Origin of the sequence: Ideonella livida, assembly GCF_010499455.1 — a bacterium.
Taxonomy (GTDB): Bacteria; Pseudomonadota; Gammaproteobacteria; order Burkholderiales; family Burkholderiaceae_C; genus Ideonella; species Ideonella livida.
The window spans coordinates 29,340-47,645 of the sequence record NZ_JAAGOH010000011.1; the positions used below are offsets into that span (position 1 = coordinate 29,340).

Annotated in this window: 13 protein-coding genes and 1 tRNA gene; 6 read left to right on the forward strand and 8 right to left on the reverse strand. The window is 70.3% G+C overall.

Annotated features, from left to right (window positions below; translation table 11 throughout):
* Positions 1 to 52: 52 nt before the first annotated feature.
* From G3A44_RS10690 to G3A44_RS10700, 3 genes are read right to left on the reverse strand one after another with little or no spacing between them, the layout of a single operon-like run.
* Positions 53 to 2,284, reverse strand: a complete 2,232-nt coding sequence (locus G3A44_RS10690; protein WP_163457511.1) for a GGDEF domain-containing protein — start codon at positions 2,282 to 2,284, stop codon at positions 53 to 55.
* Positions 2,281 to 4,455: a GGDEF domain-containing protein gene (locus G3A44_RS10695; protein ID WP_163457512.1), complete on the reverse strand. Its 2,175-nt coding sequence runs from the start codon at positions 4,453 to 4,455 to the stop codon at positions 2,281 to 2,283. Before G3A44_RS10695 ends, G3A44_RS10690 begins: the two co-directional genes overlap by 4 nt.
* 38 nt (positions 4,456 to 4,493) lie before the next feature.
* On the reverse strand, positions 4,494 to 6,896 hold the full coding sequence (locus G3A44_RS10700; RefSeq protein ID WP_163457513.1) for a UvrD-helicase domain-containing protein: 2,403 nt from the start codon (positions 6,894 to 6,896) through the stop codon (positions 4,494 to 4,496).
* Positions 6,897 to 7,117: 221 nt separating this feature from the next.
* Here G3A44_RS10700 and G3A44_RS10705 point away from each other — a divergent pair, with 221 nt between their 5' ends.
* Positions 7,118 to 8,095, forward strand: a complete 978-nt coding sequence (locus G3A44_RS10705) for a GMP reductase (RefSeq protein ID WP_163457514.1) — start codon at positions 7,118 to 7,120, stop codon at positions 8,093 to 8,095.
* Between the two features lie 36 nt (positions 8,096 to 8,131).
* Here G3A44_RS10705 and G3A44_RS10710 read toward each other — a convergent pair whose 3' ends face one another.
* Positions 8,132 to 9,466, reverse strand: coding sequence for a S41 family peptidase (locus tag G3A44_RS10710; protein WP_163457515.1), 1,335 nt, complete (start codon positions 9,464 to 9,466; stop codon positions 8,132 to 8,134).
* Positions 9,467 to 9,697: 231 nt separating this feature from the next.
* Between G3A44_RS10710 and G3A44_RS10715 the strand changes: the two genes are divergently transcribed.
* Positions 9,698 to 12,538, forward strand: a complete 2,841-nt coding sequence (locus tag G3A44_RS10715) for a valine--tRNA ligase (protein WP_163457516.1) — start codon at positions 9,698 to 9,700, stop codon at positions 12,536 to 12,538.
* Positions 12,539 to 12,694: 156 nt separating this feature from the next.
* A complete protein-coding gene (gene galU / locus G3A44_RS10720) occupies positions 12,695 to 13,561 on the forward strand; it encodes a UTP--glucose-1-phosphate uridylyltransferase GalU (RefSeq protein ID WP_163457517.1) in 867 nt (288 codons plus the stop codon).
* Between the two features lie 69 nt (positions 13,562 to 13,630).
* Here galU and G3A44_RS10725 read toward each other — a convergent pair whose 3' ends face one another.
* The 3 genes from G3A44_RS10725 to cysM are packed head-to-tail and all read right to left on the reverse strand — an operon-like array spanning position 13,631 to position 15,406.
* Positions 13,631 to 13,864, reverse strand: a complete 234-nt coding sequence (locus G3A44_RS10725) for a sulfurtransferase TusA family protein (RefSeq protein WP_163457518.1) — start codon at positions 13,862 to 13,864, stop codon at positions 13,631 to 13,633.
* A gap of 41 nt (positions 13,865 to 13,905) precedes the next feature.
* Positions 13,906 to 14,484, reverse strand: a complete 579-nt coding sequence (locus G3A44_RS10730; RefSeq protein ID WP_163457519.1) for an NUDIX domain-containing protein — start codon at positions 14,482 to 14,484, stop codon at positions 13,906 to 13,908.
* Positions 14,485 to 14,497: 13 nt separating this feature from the next.
* Positions 14,498 to 15,406 (reverse strand): cysteine synthase CysM, encoded by a 909-nt coding sequence (cysM, locus tag G3A44_RS10735; protein ID WP_163457520.1) that lies wholly within the window; start codon positions 15,404 to 15,406, stop codon positions 14,498 to 14,500.
* Positions 15,407 to 15,661: 255 nt separating this feature from the next.
* Here cysM and G3A44_RS10740 point away from each other — a divergent pair.
* The 3 genes from G3A44_RS10740 (at position 15,662) to G3A44_RS10750 (ending at position 17,260) form a co-directional block, all read left to right on the forward strand.
* Positions 15,662 to 15,746: transfer RNA gene (locus tag G3A44_RS10740), tRNA-Leu, on the forward strand.
* Between the two features lie 220 nt (positions 15,747 to 15,966).
* A complete protein-coding gene (locus tag G3A44_RS10745) occupies positions 15,967 to 16,545 on the forward strand; it encodes a rhomboid family intramembrane serine protease (protein WP_163457521.1) in 579 nt (192 codons plus the stop codon).
* A gap of 46 nt (positions 16,546 to 16,591) precedes the next feature.
* Positions 16,592 to 17,260, forward strand: a complete 669-nt coding sequence (locus G3A44_RS10750; RefSeq protein ID WP_163457522.1) for a rhomboid family intramembrane serine protease — start codon at positions 16,592 to 16,594, stop codon at positions 17,258 to 17,260.
* Positions 17,261 to 17,273: 13 nt separating this feature from the next.
* Here G3A44_RS10750 and G3A44_RS10755 read toward each other — a convergent pair whose 3' ends face one another.
* The gene (locus G3A44_RS10755) at positions 17,274 to 18,170 is read right to left on the reverse strand and encodes an SDR family oxidoreductase (protein ID WP_239061806.1); all 897 of its coding nucleotides are present in this window, start codon (positions 18,168 to 18,170) and stop codon (positions 17,274 to 17,276) included.
* Positions 18,171 to 18,306 lie beyond the last annotated feature (136 nt).

Sequence of the window (18,306 nt, forward strand, 5' to 3'; positions counted from 1 at the left end):
GCCGACCGGTGGCCGAGGCCTGCCGGCCCGGCAGCCGGCAGCGGCCCCGCCCTCAAGGCGCCGGGGACGGCGGCGGGGCCGAAGGCGGGGCCTGACGCAGCCACACGTCCAGCCGCACACGGCCATCGACGCGCGCCACCTCGAACTCGCGCTCCAACGCGTCCAGCGCATCGTCGTCGGTGGCCTGCAGGGCGATCAGGCCGACGGCCCGGTCGCGGCCCATGGACTTGGCGGCATACAGCGCCCGATCCACCAGCTGCACCGCCCGCACCCAATCCACCGGCAGGTGGTGCTCGGGCAGCGGGAAGCAGCCCCAGCCCAGGGAGACGGTGACCGGCAGCTCCTGCCCGCCTGAGAGCCGCACCGGCCGGTCGCACAGCGCGCGGGCCACGCGGTGGGCCAGCCCGGCCAGCGCCTCGGGGCTGGAGACCGTGGAGTAGACCAGGAACTCCTCGCCCCCCCAGCGGCAGGCCACGTCCCCATGGCGCAGGCTGCCGGCCAGACGCCGGGCCATCTGCACCAGCACCTCATCGCCGGCCCGGTGGCCCCACTGGTCGTTGACCTGCTTGAAGTGGTCCAGGTCCAGCAGGATCAGGCTGCCGCGGAAGCCCTCGCGGCCCTCGGCCTGCACCAGGCCCTGCAGGTGGCGGCGATTGGACAGACCGGTCAGCGCGTCGCGCTCGGTCTGCAGGCGCAGGCGGGCCTCACGGCGGTGCAGCAGCCGCGTGGTGTCGCGCGCCCGCAGGAACAGCAGCACCACGACCACCAGCAGCAGCACCAGCACCACCACCGCCAGGGCGGCGATGCGCAGGGCGGTGGACTGGTTGTCCAGCCGGCTGTCGCGCAGCCGGGCCTCGGCCGCCAGCAAGGCCAGGCCGCTCTGTTCCTCGTCGGCGGCATAGCGGCGGCGCAGCTGGCTGGCCAGCGTCTCACGGTTGAGGCGGGCCATCTCGGCACGCAGGGCCTGCTCGCGGTGGTAGACCTGCAAGGCGCCCTGCAGGTCGCCCAGGCGGGCCAACAGCTGCGATTGCTCCTCCAGGGCGCGGGCCATGTCGGCCTGGGCGCCCGAGCGCTCCCAATGCAGCAGTGCGGCCTCCAGCGATTGCCGGCCCTGCTGCACCTGACCCGACTGCAGGTGCAGCAGGCCGGTGAGGTGCAAGGCCCGGGGCAGCAGGCGCAGGTCGCCCTCCCGCTCCAGCAGGGGTCGGGCCAACTCCAGCGCCTCCAGCGCATGCGCGGTGCGGCCGGCACGCCGCAGCTGGCCGGCCAGGTCCACCAGCAGGGCGGCCTGCTGCCGCGGCAAGGATTGCTGGCCCGCCTCGGCCACGGCTTCCTGCAAGGTCTGCAGGGCGGCGCCTTGATCGCCGGCCAGGGCCTGGCTCTGGGCCTCCAGCCGCCGCACCTGCAGGCGCACCAGGGCCGAGCCCTCGCGACGGGCAGCGCGGTGGGCGCTCAGCAGCGCCTGGCGGGCGCCAGCGCTCTCGCCCTGGGCCTGCAGCAGCGGCGCGCGGGACGCCTGCGCCAGGGCCTCCTGGGCGGTGTCATCCAAGCTGCCGGCCTGGGTCAGCACCTGGTCCCACAGGGCCAGGGCCTGGGCGGGGCGGCCCAGGCGCTGCGCAGCCTCGGCGGCCAGGCCAAGGGCCAGCAGCCGCAGGCGGGGATCACAAGGCCAGCTGGCCACCCGCACGGCCACGGCCTCGCAGTGGCGCTGGTAGGACTGGTCAGCCGCCAGCGCCAAGCTCAAGGCGGCCTCCACGCGGCCGGCATGGTCCTCCCACTGCGCCTGCAGCAGCTGGACGTCGGCGTCCTGCAGGGCCTCACGCGCCGGCGGGCGGCCGGCGGTGTGCGCCGGCGCCGGGGCCAGGGCGGCCAGGGCTTGCTGCCAGGCGTCCTTGCGGCCGGTACGGGCGGCCAACAGGCCGCGCACCCGCCAGGTGGCACGGGTCCAGGCCGCGGCCGCCCCCGGGGGCTGCCAGGTGGCCAGACGGGCCTCCAGGGCCTGGGGATCGGCATCGCCCTGGGCGAGCCAGGCGGCGGTCTGTTTGGACAGCGCCTGGGCCAGCTCGGCCTGCGCGGCCTGCGCCACGCGTTTGGCCTGTTCAGCCGCACGCGACGGGCCACGGCCGACGGAGGCGGATTCGGCCACGGCGACCACCGGCACGGAGTCGCCCAGTGCCGGCTCGCCCGGGCCGGTGTCCACCGCCCCGGCCGCGGCCCCCACGGCCAGCCCCAGCAGGGCCGTCCCCACCAGGCGCAAGCCGGGCCAGAAGCGCGGCCCCCTCATCGAACGCCCTCCCCGGCCGGCGTGGCCGCGTCCGCCTGCCCCGCATACTCGGCCAGCTCGACCAGGCCGCGGGCGGCCGCCTGCTCCGGATCGTCCAGGCAGCTGCGCAGCTCCACCGGCCCGCAGACGCGGGCATGCCGGATGCCTACCGCGCGGTGGCGGCCACGGTGCTTGGCCAGGTACATGAGATGGTCCACCAGGTCCAGGGCGGCCGGCCAGGCCAGGTCCAGGGCGTCGACCCCCAGCGGGAACACCGCATGTCCCACCGAGGCGGTCACGCGGATGGCCTGGCCGTCATGCATCACCGGCCGCTCGGCCAGCACATCCACCAGGCGCTGGGCCAGCTGCTCGTCGCGGGGGGGCTGGACTTCCGCCACCCAGACCAGGAACTCCTCGCCCCCCCAGCGCACGATGGTGTCGTCCTGACGCAGCACCGAGCGGATGCGGTGGGCGGCCTCGACCAGCACCGCATCGCCCGCGGCATGGCCATGTCGGTCGTTGATGGCCTTGAAATGGTCCAGGTCCAGCAGGTAGAGCCCGCCGTCGGCCACCGGCTCGGCGGCCAGGCGGCGCAGCAGCATGCGGCGGTTGTGCAGGCCGGTCAGGGCATCGGTTTCGCTGAGGGCGCGCAGGTCCTGGGTGTGGCGCATCAGTTGCTGGCGCTTGCGGCGCAGGCGCAGGTAGGCCAGCGTGACCACCACCAGCACCAGCAGCACCACGGTGCCCGAGAGCGCCCACTGCCGTGCCCGCAGGGTCTGGTTGCGGGCGGCCTCTTCCTTGAGCTGGATGTCGCGCTCCAGCAGGGCACGCTCCTGACGGCGGGTGTCGGCCTCGGCCGCAGCCTGCAGCTCCAGGATCTGACGCTGCTGCAGCTGCTGGGTGGCACGGATGGCGATCAGCCGCTCCTGTTCGTAGGCCTCCAGCGCCAGCCGCCACTCACCCGCGTTTTCCAGGGCCTGGCCCATCTCCAGCAAGGTCTCCGCCACGCTGGTGAGCTCCTGGGCGGCCTGCTGGCGCGCCAGCACGCCGTGCAACAGGCGCAGACCCTCCTGGGTCTGGCGCAGACCGATCAGTGCCAGGCCGCGGTTGGTCTGCGCCAACTCCAGGGTGGCCAGGTCCTGGTGGCGCTGCGCGAGCTGCTCGGCCTCCTCAGCCAGGCGCAGGGCCTGACGAAAGTCGCGCTCCTGCAGGAAGTGGTCGGAGAGGTTGGCCAGGCCCAGGGCCACATCCCGCTCAGCACCGGCACGCCGGGCCAGGGACAGGGCCGCCTGCAAGGCGGCCAGCGCTCGGCCCTTGTCCCCCTCCAGGCTCCAGAGCATGGAGTCGATGGACTCGACCTCGGAGAGCACCATCGGGTCGCCGGCCTGCTCGGCCAGCCGCCGGGCTTCGTCCAGCGCCTGGCGGGCCGTGGCCGTCTCCCCCGCGCGCAGCAGGGTGTAGGCCAGGCTGCTCTGGACGCCCGCCTGGCGCCAGGCCGGGCCCTGGGCCAGCAGCCGCAGGGCCCGCTGGTACAAGGCCACCGCCTGGTCAAACTGCAGGCGCCCCTCCTTCACGCTGGCCTGGCGCATGAGGCAGAACAGCAGGGTGTCCGAACCGGGGTCGGCTTTGAGCAGGCCCAGGGCCTCCTCCAGCCAGGCGTCGGCCCGCGCCAGCGGACCGGTGTGGTACAGCAGGCTGGCCCGCAGGCACTGGGCCGAGGCCCGCGCGCGCACCGCCAGCGCGGGGTGGCGCAAGGCCCACTGCTCCAGCTGCACGGCCACGTCTTCGGTGCCGGCGGCATGGTCGGCACGCCAGCGGCTGATGCCCAGCAGGTGCAGCAGGTCCAGCTCCTGGGCGGGGTTGGCGGCACGGTGGTCGGCCAGGGCCTGTTCCAGCGCGGCGGCGGCCTCCTCGGGCCGGGCGCGCGAGGACAGCCACAGCTGCTCCACTTCCTGCGCCCGCAGCGCCGGCTGGACCGACGCCTGCGGCGCCGGCGCGGGTGCGCCACCGGAGGAGGTCAGCGCGGCGGGCACCGCCCCGGGGGCCTCGGGGGCGGGCAAGGCCAGCCCCTGAACAGGCAGCACCGCCGCCAGCCAGGCGCCCACCAGCCGTGCGCGCAGGCCGGTGCCGCGGCGCGAACGACAGGAACGGCGAGGCGGCGACGCGGGTGGCGGGCTTTGGCGAGGGGGCATGAAACAGGCAGCGACGGCGGGCTTATCCCCGAGCGGCTTCAGTCAATGGGCGTGAGCTTGGCGATGTTGAGCGCCAGCCACTTGGCGCCGTGGCGGCCGAACTGGATCTGGGCCCGCGCATCGGGCCCCTTCCCCTCCAGCGTGATCACCAGGCCTTCGCCGAACTTGTTGTGGAAGACCGCTTGCCCCACCCGCAGGCCATGACCGGCCGACTTGGCGGCGCTGTCGACCAGGGCCTTGGGCACCGGCGGCAGCGAGGGTGGCGCCGGCGGCTGCCAGCCTGCGGTGCGGCCTGCCCCCACCATGGAGCCCAGGCCGCTGCCGCGCTGCCAGGCCTGCTGGTATGGCTTCTCGAACCCCGAGCCAAAGCCCTGGGTGCGGGGGCTCAGCCACTTGAGCGCACCGTCGGGCAGCTCGTCAAAGAAGCGGCTCTTCATGCTGTACTTGGTCTGGCCGTGCAGCATGCGCGTCTGGCTGAAGCTCAGGTACAGGCGCTGGCGGGCCCGGGTGATGGCCACGTACATCAGACGCCGCTCCTCCTCGAGGCCGTCGGCATCATTCATCGCCTTCTCGTTGGGGAACAGGCCGTCCTCCAGCCCGGTGACGAAGACGGCGTCAAATTCCAGCCCCTTGGCAGCGTGCACGGTCATCATCTGCACCGCGTCCTCGCCGGCCTGGGCCTGGTTGTCGCCGGCCTCCAGCGAAGCATGGGTGAGGAAGGCGGCCAGCGGACTGACGATCTCGCCGGTCTCGGCGTCCGGGGTCAGGTCCACCGCGGCCACGGCCTGCGGAAAGCCCTCAGCAATCAGGCCCGGGGCCAGTTCGTCCACCGGCAGGGCCACCGCGTCCTTGCCAAAGCCCTCCTGGGTGACAAAGGCCTCGGCGGCATTGACCAGTTCCTCCAGGTTTTCGATGCGGTCGGCGCCGTCCTTCTCGGTGCGGTAGAAGTCCAGCAGGCCCGAGCGCTGCAGCATCTTCTCGATGATCTCGCGCAGGGTGGCGCCGCGCGTCTCGTGGCGCAGGCCCTCAACCAGGGCGTTGAAGGCCGCCAGCGAGGCCCCGCCACGGCCCGGCACCGCCCCCACACTCTGCCACAGGCTGCGCCCGGTCTGGCGCGCAGCGTCTGCCAGCTGCTCCAGCGTGCGGGCGCCAATGCCGCGGGCCGGAAAATTGACCACCCGCAGGTAGCTGGTGTCGTCGTTGCAGTTCTCGATCAGCCGCAGGTAGGCCAGGGCATGCTTGACCTCGGCGCGCTCGAAAAAGCGCAGGCCGCCGTAGACCTTGTAGGGCATGCCGGCGTTGAACAGCGCCGACTCCAGCACCCGCGACTGCGCGTTGCTGCGGTACAGCAATGCCGTCTCGCGGCGGGGCAGGCCCGCGCGGTGCAGGGCCTTGAGCTCCTCCACGACCCACTGCGCCTCCAGAAAGTCGCTGCCATGCTCCTGCACGCGCACCGGCTCGCCGGCCCCAGCCTCGGTGCGCAGGGTCTTGCCCATGCGCCGGGCGTTGTGGCTGATGAGGTGGTTGGCCGCGTCCAGGATGTGACCGTGGCTGCGGTAGTTGCGCTCCAGCTTGATGAGGTGGCGCACCCGGAACTCGCGCTCGAAGTCGCGCATGTTGCCCACCTGCGCGCCGCGGAAGGCGTAGATGCTCTGGTCGTCATCGCCCACGGCCAGCACCGCCGTCTCAGGGCCGGCAAACATCTTGAGCCAGAGGTACTGCAGGCGGTTGGTGTCCTGGAACTCATCGACCAGCACATGCCCGAAGCGGCGGCGGTAGTGCTCGCGCAGCAGCGGGTCGTCCCGCAGCATCTCGTAGGTGCGCAGCAGCAGCTCGGCAAAGTCCACCACCCCCTCGCGCTCGCACTGGTCCTCGTAGGCCTGGTAGATCTCCACCAGGGTGCGGGTCTGGGGGTCATGCACCGGCACGTCGTGCGGGCGCAGGCCGTCCTCTTTGCTGGCGGCGATGAACCAGGCCACTTGCTTGGGCACAAAGCGTTCCTCGTCCAGATTCTTCGCCTTGATGACCCGCTTGACGGCGCTGAGCGTGTCGCCGCTGTCCAGAATCTGAAAACTCTGCGGCAGACCCGCCTGCTTCCAGTGCGCCCGCAGGAAGCGGTTGCACAGGCCATGGAAAGTGCCGATCCACATGCCACGCACATTGACCGGCAGCATGGCCGTCAGGCGGGTGAGCATCTCCTTGGCGGCCTTGTTCGTGAAGGTCACGGCCATCACCCCACCCGGTGAGATTTGCCCGGTCTGCAACAGCCACGCGATGCGGGTGGTCAGCACCCGTGTCTTGCCCGAGCCTGCGCCAGCCAAGATGAGCGCCGGCTCTGGCGGCAGAGTGACGGCGGCCAGTTGCTCCGGGTTCAGGCCGCGCAGCAACGGGCTGCTGAGGTCCGGCGCCGGATGGCCGGCAGGCGAGTTCGTGACATGCATGGCAGCCATTGTAGGAATGGGGTCGGCCCCCGCACGCGCAGGAAGGCACGTGGCTAGAATCGATCACCGGGCCCAAATTCTGGCGCCCGGCTTTTTTGCCCGCCCCGTCTCCTGCCAGACGGTCTTCGCGGGTGAAGCTCCGGGGTTCCAGGTCAAGCGCTCGCAGCCCTTTGCCGGCGCACTGCCACCAACGCAGCCGGCCTTTGAACTGGAGCTTCGAGATGGAAATCTTTGACTACGACAACATCCTGCTGCTGCCGCGCAAGTGCCGCGTGGAAAGCCGCTCGGAATGTGACACCAGCGTGGAGTTCGGCGGCCGCCGCTTCAAGCTGCCCGTGGTGCCGGCCAACATGAAGACCGTGCTCGACGAGCGCATCGCCGAGACCCTGGCCACCAGCGGCCACTTCTACGTGATGCACCGCTTTGACCTGGACAACGTGACGTTTGCCAAGTCCATGCGCGACAAGGGCCTGTTCGTGTCGATCAGTTCGGGCGTCAAGCCCGCCGACCGTGAAGTCATCGACCGCCTGGTGGCCGAGGGTGTGGGCGCCGACTACATCACCATCGACATCGCCCATGGCCACGCTGAGAGCGTGCGCAGCATGATCGAATACATCAAGACCCGCCTGCCCGGCGCCTTCATCATCGCCGGCAACGTGGGCACGCCCGAAGCCGTGATCGACCTGGAAAACTGGGGCGCCGACGCCACCAAGGTCGGCATCGGCCCGGGCAAGGTGTGCATCACCCGCCTGAAGACCGGTTTTGGCACCGGCGGCTGGCAGCTCAGCGCGCTGAAATGGTGTGCACGGGTGGCCAGCAAACCCATCATTGCCGACGGCGGCATCCGCCACCACGGCGACATCGCCAAGAGCGTGCGTTTTGGCGCCGCCATGGTGATGGTGGGCAGCCTGTTCGCCGGCCATGAAGAGTCACCCGGCAAGACGGTGGAAGTGGACGGCCAGCTCTTCAAGGAGTACTACGGCTCGGCCAGTGACTTCAACAAGGGCGAGTACAAGCACGTGGAAGGCAAGCGCATCCTGGAGCCCGTGAAAGGCAAGCTCGCCGACACCCTGCGCGAAATGCGCGAAGACCTGCAAAGCTCGATCAGCTATGCCGGTGGCCGCCAACTGGCCGACCTGCGCAAGGTGAACTACGTCATCCTGGGCGGAGAGAACGCCGGGGAGCATTTGTTGATGTGAGGGCCGTGGCGCGCCGCCGCCCGCTGCGCGCCCAGCTCAAGGCCTGACCCACATGGCCCCCGGGCGGTCGCCTGGCTCGACGTGCAAGACCCGGCTGACACGCGCGGACCGCTGGCGGGACAGCGCCCGCGTCGTCTCAAACCCCACCGCACACGCGCCCCCCTCGGCCAGCGCTGCCGCCTGTGCCAGCAATGGCTCTTGCAATTGGCCCAGCGGCTGTGTCCAGTCCTCAGCCACCGCGCAGCTCGGGGCGAGGCCATCCACATAGCGGCCCTGCCCCAGCGCGTTGACCGACTCAAAGTTCACCGCGCTGAAGACCGTGCCGCAGCCGTCGGACTGCGGCACAAAACCTACCGGTTTGCCGCAGGTGGTATCGCCCACCACCACCACGTCCACAAACGGCCGTAGGCCCTGGATGAGTTGCTCGCTGGCCGAGCAGGTGCGAGGCCCGGCCAGGATGAACACCCGTCCCAGCCCCAGCGCCTGGGCCGGCAGTCCAAAGCGGTGCACCGCATTGCGGCTGGCGTTGGCGGGGTTGTGGCGCAGCTCGGCGTAGGTCTGGCCGGCCGTGGCGGCACCCGCCACATAGGAGGCCAGCGCCGCCCCGATGGCCACCAGGCCACCACCGTTGTAGCGCAGGTCGATCACCAGGTCCTGCACCCCGGCGGCCTTGAACTGCGCCATGGCCGCCGCCCAGGGGCTGGCGGCCTGCGACACCATGTCCTTGACCAGCACATACCCCAGGCGGCGCCCCCTGGCGGTGGTGAGCACCTGCGCCCCGCGCACTGGCGCCAGGTCGTAGACGGCGGCGGTCAAGTTCAGGTTCAGGCGCAGTTCGCCGCGCTGCACCACAAGCGCCAGGGTGCTGGCCAGGCTGCTCGCGTTCAAGGCAGAGAAGTCGTCCTGTTCGATCAGGCTGGCGGCCGCGGTGCCATTGAGGCTGAGCAGTTCGTCCCCCCGCAGCAGGCCGGCGCGCTCAGCTGGCGAGCCCGGCTCCACATAGCGCACGTACAGGCGCTGGCCCGTCTGCCCAGCCACTTCCAAGCCTGCCACCATCGCACCGAAGCCCAGCGTCTGTCCATCGCCCCAGGTCAGGTCGAACGCGGACTGGGTGCTGACGTAACTCCAGCGGTCCGCGGGGAAGGCCCCGCTGCCGGTGGACAGCAGCGCCGAGAAATACGGCTCCAGCCCAGCGTAGCCCGCTGGCGCGGGATCGGGATGGCTCTGCGCCCAAAAGTAGCGGTCATTCATATAGCCGCGCAACCAGGTCTGGCGGTCGGCCAGGCTGCAGCTGGCGGGCAGCGGCGTGCTGCGAACGGGCTCGTCCGACCCGCCGCAGGCGGCCATCAGGGCAGCGCAGCCCAGGGCCATCCACCCACGCAGGCCGGGGGACACAAGCGACCACCCCGGCGGCTGTGAAGGAGCGGGGCCGTGCCCCACCGGGCCGGACACATGCGCTTGGAGATCCTGCATGGCCTGCGATTGCCGCGCAGGCCGTCGGGCCTGTCAAGCGGGCCTAGGCCCGGACGGGCCCTCCTACAATCCGGTCCCCGTTTTCCCTCCGTCCGTCCCGTGTGGGCGCCGGCCCACCCCCACCACGCCATGACCGACCTCGCCAAGTCCTTTGAACCCAAAGACATCGAAGCCCGCTGGGCCCCGCTGTGGGAGGCGTCGGGCGACTACCAGCCCACGCTGGACCCGGCCAAGCCCTCCTTCTGCATCCAGCTGCCGCCGCCCAATGTGACCGGCACGCTGCACATGGGTCACGCGTTCAACCAGACCATCATGGACTCGCTGACGCGTTACCACCGCATGAAGGGTTTCAACACCCTGTGGGTGCCGGGCACCGACCATGCCGGCATCGCCACGCAGATCGTGGTGGAGCGCCAGCTCCAGGAGCAGAAGGTCAGCCGCCACGACCTGGGCCGCAAGAACTTTGTGGCCAAGGTGTGGGAGTGGAAGGAACAGAGCGGCTCGACCATCACCCGCCAGATGCGCCGCATGGGCGATTCGGTGAGCTGGGAGCACGAATACTTCACCATGGACGACAAGCTCTCCAAGGTGGTGACCGAGACCTTTGTGCGCCTGTATGAGGAAGGCCTGATCTACCGCGGCAAGCGCCTGGTGAGCTGGGACCCGATCTTGAAGTCCGCCGTGTCGGACCTGGAGGTGGAGAGCGCAGAAGAGGACGGCAGCCTCTGGCACATCCGCTACCCCATCGACGGCAGCGATGAAACCCTGGTGGTGGCCACCACCCGGCCCGAGACCATGCTGGGCGACACCGCCGTCATGGTGCATCCTGAGGACGAGCGCTACGCCCACTTGATCGGCAAGCAGGTCAAGCTGCCCATCACCGGTCGCCTGGTGCCGGTGATCGCCGATGCCTACGTGGACAAGGACTTCGGCACCGGCGTGGTCAAGGTCACGCCCGCCCACGACCAGAACGACTACCAGGTGGGCCTGCGCCACGGCCTGCCGATGCTGACCATCTTCGACCTGGAAGCCAAGGTCAGCGCCCACGAGGCCACCGACATCCCGGCGGAATACGTGGGCCTCGACCGCTTCGTCGCCCGCAAGCAACTGGTGGCTCGCTTTGAGGCCGAAGGCCTGCTGGTGGAGGTCAAGAAGCACAAGCTGATGGTGCCGCGCTGCGCCCGAACTGGCCAGGTCATCGAGCCCATGCTGACGGACCAATGGTTTGTGGCCATGAGCAAGGCCGGCGCCAACGGCAAGAGCATTGCCGAAGAAGCCATTGAGGCGGTGGATTCGGGCGACGTCAAGTTCGTGCCCGAGCAGTGGGTGAACACCTACAACCAGTGGATGAAGAACATCCAGGACTGGTGCATCAGCCGCCAGCTGTGGTGGGGCCACCAGATCCCGGCCTGGTATTCGGCCGACGGTCAGGTCTTCGTGGCCCGCAGCGAGGAAGAGGCGCTGGCCCGCGCCGCCGCCGCCGGCGTGAATGGCCCGCTCACCCGCGACGAGGATGTGCTGGACACCTGGTACAGCTCGGCTTTGGTGCCCTTCTCCACCCTGGGCTGGCCCGAAAAGACAATCGAGCAGGACCTCTTCCTGCCCAGCAGCGTGCTGGTGACCGGCTACGACATCATCTTCTTCTGGGTGGCCCGGATGATCATGATGACCAAGCACTTCACCGGCAAGGTGCCCTTCAAGCACGTGTACATCCATGGCCTGGTGCTGGATGCCCAGGGCCACAAGATGAGCAAGTCCGAGGGCAATGTGCTGGACCCGGTGGACCTGATCGACGGTATCGCCCTGCCCGAGCTGCTGGACAAGCGCGTGCTGGGCCTGCGCAAGCCCGAGACGGCGCCGCGGGTGCGTAAGCAGACCGAGAAGGAGTTCCCGGAAGGCATCCCGGCCTACGGCGCCGATGCGCTGCGCTTCACCTTTGCGGCGCTGGCCACGCTGGGTCGGGGCATCAATTTCGACAGCAAGCGCTGCGAGGGCTACCGCAACTTCTGCAACAAGCTCTGGAACGCCACCAAGTTCGCGCTGATGAACTGCCAGGGGCAGGACTGCGGCTTGAACGAGCACGGCTCCGACGCCTGCACCCCGGGCGGCTACCTGGACTTCTCGCCCGCCGACCGCTGGATCGCCGGCGAACTGCAGCGCCTGGAGGCCGCCGTGGCCCAGGGCTTTGCCGAGTTCCGCCTGGACAACGTGGCCAACGCCATCTACCAGTTCGTGTGGGACGAGTACTGTGACTGGTACCTGGAGATCGCCAAGGTGCAGATCCAGACCGGCACGCCGGCGCAGCAGCGCGCCACCCGCCGCACGCTGATCCGCACGCTGGAGACGGTGCTGCGCCTGCTGCACCCCATCGCCCCCTTCATCACCGCCGAGCTGTGGGAAACCGTGGCGGTGGTGGCCGGCCGCAAGACCGAAGGCGATGGTCTGAGCATCGTCACCGCCGCCTACCCGGAAGCCAACCTGGCCAAGATCGACCCGGCCGCCGACGCCTGGGTGGCCAAGCTCAAGGCGCTGGTGGGCACCTGCCGCGCCCTGCGCGGTGAGATGGGCCTGTCGCCGGCCGAGCGCGTGCCGCTGCTCACGCTGGGTGACACTGAATTCCTCCATGCCGCCGCCCGGCTGCTCAAGGCCCTGGCCAAGCTCAGCGAGGTGCAGGTGATGACCGACGAGGCGCTCTTCGAGACCGCTTCGGCCAGCTCGCCGGTGCTGGTGCAGGGTGACGCCCGTCTGGCCCTGAAGGTGGAGATTGACGTGGCCGCCGAGCGCCTGCGCCTGGGCAAGGAAATCGACCGCCTGGAGAAGGAAGTGGCCAAGGCCCAGGCCAAGCTGGGCAATGAGAGCTTTGTGGCCCGGGCGCCGGCGGCCGTGGTGGCCCAGGAGCAGCAGCGGGTGGCCGATTTCGGCCAGACCCTGGAGCGCCTGCGCCAGCAGCTGGTGCGCCTGCCGGCCTGAGCCCCACCGGCCGCCCACCGCCCCGCCGCTGTGGCCTGCAGGCCGCACCAGCGGGGTGTTCCCCCCCGAGTGGGGGACCTGGCCGGCGTGAAATGTCACGACCACATGACAGAATCTTTGAGATCAGATTCAACACGCATCGGAAGGACAGACTCCATGAAGATCAACAAGGCGATCTTTCCCGTCGCCGGCCTGGGCACACGCTTCCTGCCCGCCACCAAGGCGCAGCCCAAGGAAATGCTGCCGGTGGTGGACAAGCCACTGATCCAGTACGCCGTGGAAGAGGCCTACGCGGCCGGCATCCGCCAGATGATCTTTGTGAACGGCCGCAACAAGCGGGCCATTCCCGACCACTTCGACACCGCTTATGAGCTGGAGGCTGAGCTGGCCGCCGCCAACAAGCGCGAGCTGCTGGAGACCGTGCACTCCATCAAGCCCGACGACATGGAGTGCATCTACATCCGCCAGCCCAAGGCCCTGGGCCTGGGCCATGCGGTGTTGTGCGCCCAGTGCGTGGTGGTCAACGAGCCCTTCGCCGTGCTGCTGGCCGACGACCTGATGGTCGGCAAGCCGCCCATCCTCAAGCAGATGGTGGACCAGTATGCCGAGTGGCGCGCCTCCATCCTGGCCGTGCAGGAAGTGCCGCCGGAGCACACCAAGCGCTACGGCATCGTGGCCGGCACCCCGGTCAACGACCGCATGATGGACCTGACCCACATCGTCGAGAAGCCGGCCCCCGCCGACGCCCCCTCGCTGCTGGGCGTGGCCGGCCGCTACATCCTGAACCCCGGCATCTTCCGCGAGATCGCCAACCTGCCGCGCGGTGTGGGCGGCGAGATCCAGCTCACCGACGGCATCGCCTCGCTGATGCGCCGCGAAAAGGTCTTCGCCTACCGCTACGACGGCAAGCGCTACGACTGCGGCAGCAAGGAAGGCTTCCTGGAGGCCAATGTGGAACTGGCCCTGGCGCACCCGCAACTGGGCGCCGGCTTCCGCGAGTACCTCAAGGGCCTGTCGCTCTGAGCGCCAGCCTCACCGCCAAGAAAGGCCCGCCCAGCGCGGGCCTTTTTCATGGGCGGGCCGCCCGGTGTCTCAGCCGGGTCGTTTGCGCAGCCAGTGAACGATGCACTCCGCGCTGACCTCCTGTTGCAGCAGGGTGTGGCCGGTCTGCCGGCAAAAGGCCTGGAAGTCGCGCTCGGACCCGGGATCGGTGGCGATGACCTTGAGCACCTGCCCGCCTTGCAGTTCAGCCAGGGCCTTCTTGGCCTTGAGGATGGGCAGGGGGCAGTTCAGCCCGGAGGTGTCGAGGTCCTTGTCGGCTTGCATGGGCGCGGCGGGTGGAAGGGTGGGAAACGGGGCCAAGCAGCTCAGGCCTCAGCGGTGCCGGCGCCGCCGGCGGGTTCAGGCTCGGGCCGCTGGGGCCAGTCGATGAAACGCACGGCCTGGCCCCGGTCCCGCAGCCATTGGGCCAGCGCGAAGCCCGTGCCGGCGGGCCAGCACAACACCTCATCGGGGGCAAACAGCCGGTATTCCACCAGTTCGGGCGAGAGCTGGACCTGGCCATGCGCCACCACATGGAAGGCGATGATCACCTGGTTCATGCGCTGGAAGTCGTACACCCCGATCAGCGACACCTGCTCCACCTCGAGGTTGGTCTCTTCCTTGACCTCACGGGCAATGCCCGCCTCGGCGGTCTCACCAGCCTCCATGAAACCGGTGATCAGCGCGAACATGCGGCCCGACCAGGCGGCGTTGCGCGCCAGCAGCAGGCGGCCGCCCTGGTCAGAGCACTCCACCACGGCCGCCAGCACGGGCGTGGGGTTGTTCCAGTGGGTGAAGTCGCAGGCGGTGCAGCGCAGGCGCTGGCGTGGCCCCCCATCCTCCTGGGCTTCGATCCAGGCCAGGGGCGTGGCGCACTGCGGGCAGAAGCGGTAGTCGGCGGCCACGGGCGCTCCGTGATCAGGCGGGGAACACGCCGGTGGACAGGTAGCGGTCGCCCCGGTCGCAGACGATGAAGGCGATGGTGGCGTTCTCCACCCGCTGGGCCAGCTGCAGGGCCACCCAACAGGCGCCCGCCGCGGAGATGCCGGCGAACAGCCCCTCCTCGGCAGCCATCCGACGGGCCATGTCCTCGGCATCGGCCTGGCTCACGTACACCAGCTCGTCCACGCCGGAGGGGTCGTAGATCTTGGGCAGGTAGGCTTGCGGCCACTTGCGGATGCCCGGAATGCGAGAACCCTCCGAGGGCTGGGCACCGATGATGCGCACGGCAGGATTCTGTTCCTTGAGGTACCGCGACACCCCGGTGATGGTGCCGGTGGTGCCCATGGCGCTGACGAAATGGGTGATGCGCCCGGCGGTGTCCGTCCAGAGTTCCGGCCCGGTGGTGGCGTAGTGCACGGCCGGGTTGTCCGGGTTGGCGAACTGGTCCAGCACCCGCCCCTTGCCGTCGCGCTGCATCTGCTCGGCCAGGTCACGGGCCAGCTCCATGCCCCCGGACTTCGGGGTCAGGATGAGCTCGGCGCCAAAGGCCTTCATGGTCTGCGCCCGCTCGATGGAGAGGTCCTCCGGCATGATCAGCACCATGCGGTAGCCCTTGATGGCCGCCGCCATGGCCAGGGCAATACCCGTGTTGCCCGAAGTGGCCTCGATCAGCGTGTCGCCCGGCCGGATGTCGCCGCGTGCCTCGGCCTGCCGGATCATGTGGATGGCCGGACGGTCCTTGACCGAGCCGGCCGGGTTGTGGCCCTCCAGCTTGCCCAGCACGACGTTGCCGCGCTCCTGGGCCAAGGCGCCGGGCAAGCGCTGCAGTCGCACCAGCGGCGTGCGGCCGATGGCATCTTCGAGGGTGAGGTAGGAGGGGGGCATGTCGCCTCTTCAGGAATGCGCCGGGTCGGCTGGCCACCGGACGGCAGGGGATGCCGGCGCCTCCACGGAAAAGCGAGACGCGGCCGGCCGGCGCGCATTATCCAGGGCCGGCGCGGAACTGCACGCCCAAGGGTTCCTGGCCGGTACGCAGTGACCACACGCGAGCGGCATGCCATAATCTGTGGATTGCACGAACCCGCACCCCGGGTTCTGCTGGACTGCCGACCCGGGAGCGTGTCTCCCGGTGTCCACCCCGCCCGGGTGGCGAAATCGGTAGACGCAGGGGATTCAAAATCCCCCGCCGCAAGGTGTGCCGGTTCGAGTCCGGCCCCGGGCACCATCCCCGGCGCGGGATGGTCAGGCCGTCCAGCTCCCCCGGCGCACGCTGCGCCTGCCACCTGTCCTTCGGCAGGCGTGCACAAGACCTCAGCCCGCACCTGTCGGCCCACCCCAGGGCTCGAGACCGGCCCCACCTTGGCGGATACTGCGCGCTGTCCTGCCCGCGCCTGCGGCAACCCGCACCGCGGCGCCCCGACGATCCTGTCCGTTCGCGAGCGTCCATGCCCCACATCCCACCCATCACCAAGGCGCTGTTGCTGATCTGCACCGCCGTCTTCTGCCTGAGCCTGCTGGCGCCCTTGAGCCTGTGGTTCGCCCTGTGGCCGCTGGGCTCGGGGCAGTTCATGCCGTGGCAGCCCTTCACCTTTGCCTTCCTGCATGCCGACATGCTGGCGCTGTTCTTCAACGCCCTGGCGCTGTGGATGTTCGGCGGCGAGCTGGAGATGTTCTGGGGTCAGCGCCGCTACCTGCAGTACCTGGCCGCCTGCCTGCTGGCCACCGCGCTGGCCACCATCTTCCTGGGCCTGGTCGTGCCCTACGTGGGCCCGGTGCGCGGCATGTCCGGGGCGCTGTTCGGCCTGCTGTTCGCTTCGGCGCGGCATTTCCCCGACCGGGTGATCATGCCCCTGTTCCCGCCGATCCCGATGAAGCAGAAGCACTTCGTCATGCTGTTCGGCGGCCTGGAGCTGCTCATGGGCCTGTTCAGCGGCGACGGGCTGGCGCACTTCGCCGTGCTGGCCGGCATGGGCGGCGGCTGGCTGATGTTCAAGTACTGGCGCTCGCAGTCCCGGCGCCGTTGAGTGCCGGCGCCGCCCCGGCGGCGCCGCCGGCACCTGAGGTCACGCCTTGAGCCGTCCTCCCTCCCCTGCCCGCCCGCCCGATCTGGTCAGCCGTGGCCTGGTCGGCGTGTGCCTGCTGCTGTTCCTGGGCCCGCTGCTGCTGTGGCTGCTGGGCGGCTCGCCGGCATGGACGCAGCGGCTGCATGCCCTGCTGGCCCTGCCGCGCCCGAGCTCGCCGGACTTCCATCTCTGGCAGCCGCTGACCTATGCCTTCATCCACGGCGGCTGGATCCACCTGCTGTTCAATGTGCTGGGCTTGTGGTTGTTCGCGCCGCCGCTGGAGGAGGTACGGGGCCGGCAGTGGCTGCTCGAGACTTTCCTGGCCAGCGTGCTGTGGGCGGGCATCGTCCATGTGCTGCTGGCCCCTTGGCTGCAGGAGAGCGCCGTGCTCATCGGCGCCTCGGGCGGACTCTATGGCCTGATGGTGGCCTTTGCGCTGCACTTCCCCGAAGAGCGACTGCCCTTGCTGCCTGGACTGGAGGTCAAGGCCCGAACCCTGGCCCTGGTGTACGGGGGACTGGAGCTGTACCTGCTGTTTCCGGTGCTGCCCGGCGCCGCCTGGCTGGACCAGCAGCTGGGCCATGTGGCGCACCTGGCCCACTTGGGGGGCATGCTGGGTGGGCTGATGCTGGGACGGCCGCCGGCCACGGGCTGGCCACCACCGGCCACGCGCTGAGGCGTCAGGGCGCTCAGTCCTGCGCCTCTCGCAGCGCGTCCAGCACATCCGGATAGCGCAGGCGCACGCCCAGTTCCTGCACCAGTCGCCGGTTGCGCAGGCGGCGGGATTCGGCCCAGAAACTCAGCTGCACCGGCGAGAGCCGCTCGCGGGCCTGGGCCCGGGTCAGCCGCGGCGGTGGCGGCAGGCCACACGCCTGGGCCACCACTTCGAAGTGTTCGCCCATGCGGCGCTGGCTGTCGTCGCAGACGTGGTAGACCCGACCGGGTCGGCCACGCCAGAGCGCCGCCAGGCAGGCCTGCGCCAGGTCCTCGGCATGGATATGGTTGGTGTAGACGTCCTCCTGCGGTGCCAGCACCGGCGCTCCGCGACGCACGCGGTCGCGCGGGTCACCCCCTTCGCGGTCCAGCGCATAGATGCCCGGGATGCGCAGCACGCACCCGGGCCGGCGATGGGCCGCGCTGCGCCACAGCGACTCGGCAGCCACGCGGCGACGGGCTCGGTCGGTGGCCGGGGCCAGCGTTCGGGTCTCGTCCAGCCAGGCGCCGGCGGCATCGCCATACACCCCGGTGGTGCTGCCGTACACCGCAGCCTGCGGCGCAGTGCCGCGGCGCAGGGCCTGCAGCAGGTGGCGGGTGCGCGGGTCCTGGGCCCCAACCGCCGGCGGTGGCGCCAGGTGCAGCACAGCCTGCGCCAGGCCGGCCAGGCGCCGCAGGCTCTCGGGACGGTCCAGGTTGCCGGGCACGGGTTGGGCGCCTGCCTGCCGCAGCGCCGCCATCCGGCCCGGGCTGGAGGTGAGGGCCAGCACGCGCCAGGCCTTGGCCCGGGCCGGGCCGGCCTGCAGCTGCTGGAGCACCCGCAGCCCGACATCCCCGCAGCCCACCACCAGCAAGGTGCGGCGTCGGGCCATGGCATGGACCGCACGGTGGGCGGGAACGGTGGGACGGCGGGGGCGGAGCGGCTTCATCGGCGCAAGGTGGGGTGGGACAGGGGCCATTGGCCATTGGGGGACAATCCGGGGCTGCCCGGCCGCCGCCAGCCTGCGG

Excerpts from the sequence above, each read along its gene's own strand:
- G3A44_RS10725 (WP_163457518.1), bottom strand. The coding sequence starts at position 13,864 with ATGCAAGCCGACAAGGACCTCGACACCTCCGGGCTGAACTGCCCCCTG.
- G3A44_RS10695 (WP_163457512.1), bottom strand. The coding sequence starts at position 4,455 with ATGCCCCCTCGCCAAAGCCCGCCACCCGCGTCGCCGCCTCGCCGTTCC.
- G3A44_RS10755 (WP_239061806.1), bottom strand. The coding sequence starts at position 18,170 with ATGGCCCGACGCCGCACCTTGCTGGTGGTGGGCTGCGGGGATGTCGGG.
- G3A44_RS10710 (WP_163457515.1), bottom strand. The coding sequence starts at position 9,466 with ATGGCCCTGGGCTGCGCTGCCCTGATGGCCGCCTGCGGCGGGTCGGAC.
- galU (WP_163457517.1), top strand. The coding sequence starts at position 12,695 with ATGAAGATCAACAAGGCGATCTTTCCCGTCGCCGGCCTGGGCACACGC.
- G3A44_RS10715 (WP_163457516.1), top strand. The coding sequence starts at position 9,698 with ATGACCGACCTCGCCAAGTCCTTTGAACCCAAAGACATCGAAGCCCGC.
- G3A44_RS10690 (WP_163457511.1), bottom strand. The coding sequence starts at position 2,284 with ATGAGGGGGCCGCGCTTCTGGCCCGGCTTGCGCCTGGTGGGGACGGCC.
- G3A44_RS10705 (WP_163457514.1), top strand. The coding sequence starts at position 7,118 with ATGGAAATCTTTGACTACGACAACATCCTGCTGCTGCCGCGCAAGTGC.
- cysM (WP_163457520.1), bottom strand. The coding sequence starts at position 15,406 with ATGCCCCCCTCCTACCTCACCCTCGAAGATGCCATCGGCCGCACGCCG.
- G3A44_RS10700 (WP_163457513.1), bottom strand. The coding sequence starts at position 6,896 with ATGCATGTCACGAACTCGCCTGCCGGCCATCCGGCGCCGGACCTCAGC.
- G3A44_RS10745 (WP_163457521.1), top strand. The coding sequence starts at position 15,967 with ATGCCCCACATCCCACCCATCACCAAGGCGCTGTTGCTGATCTGCACC.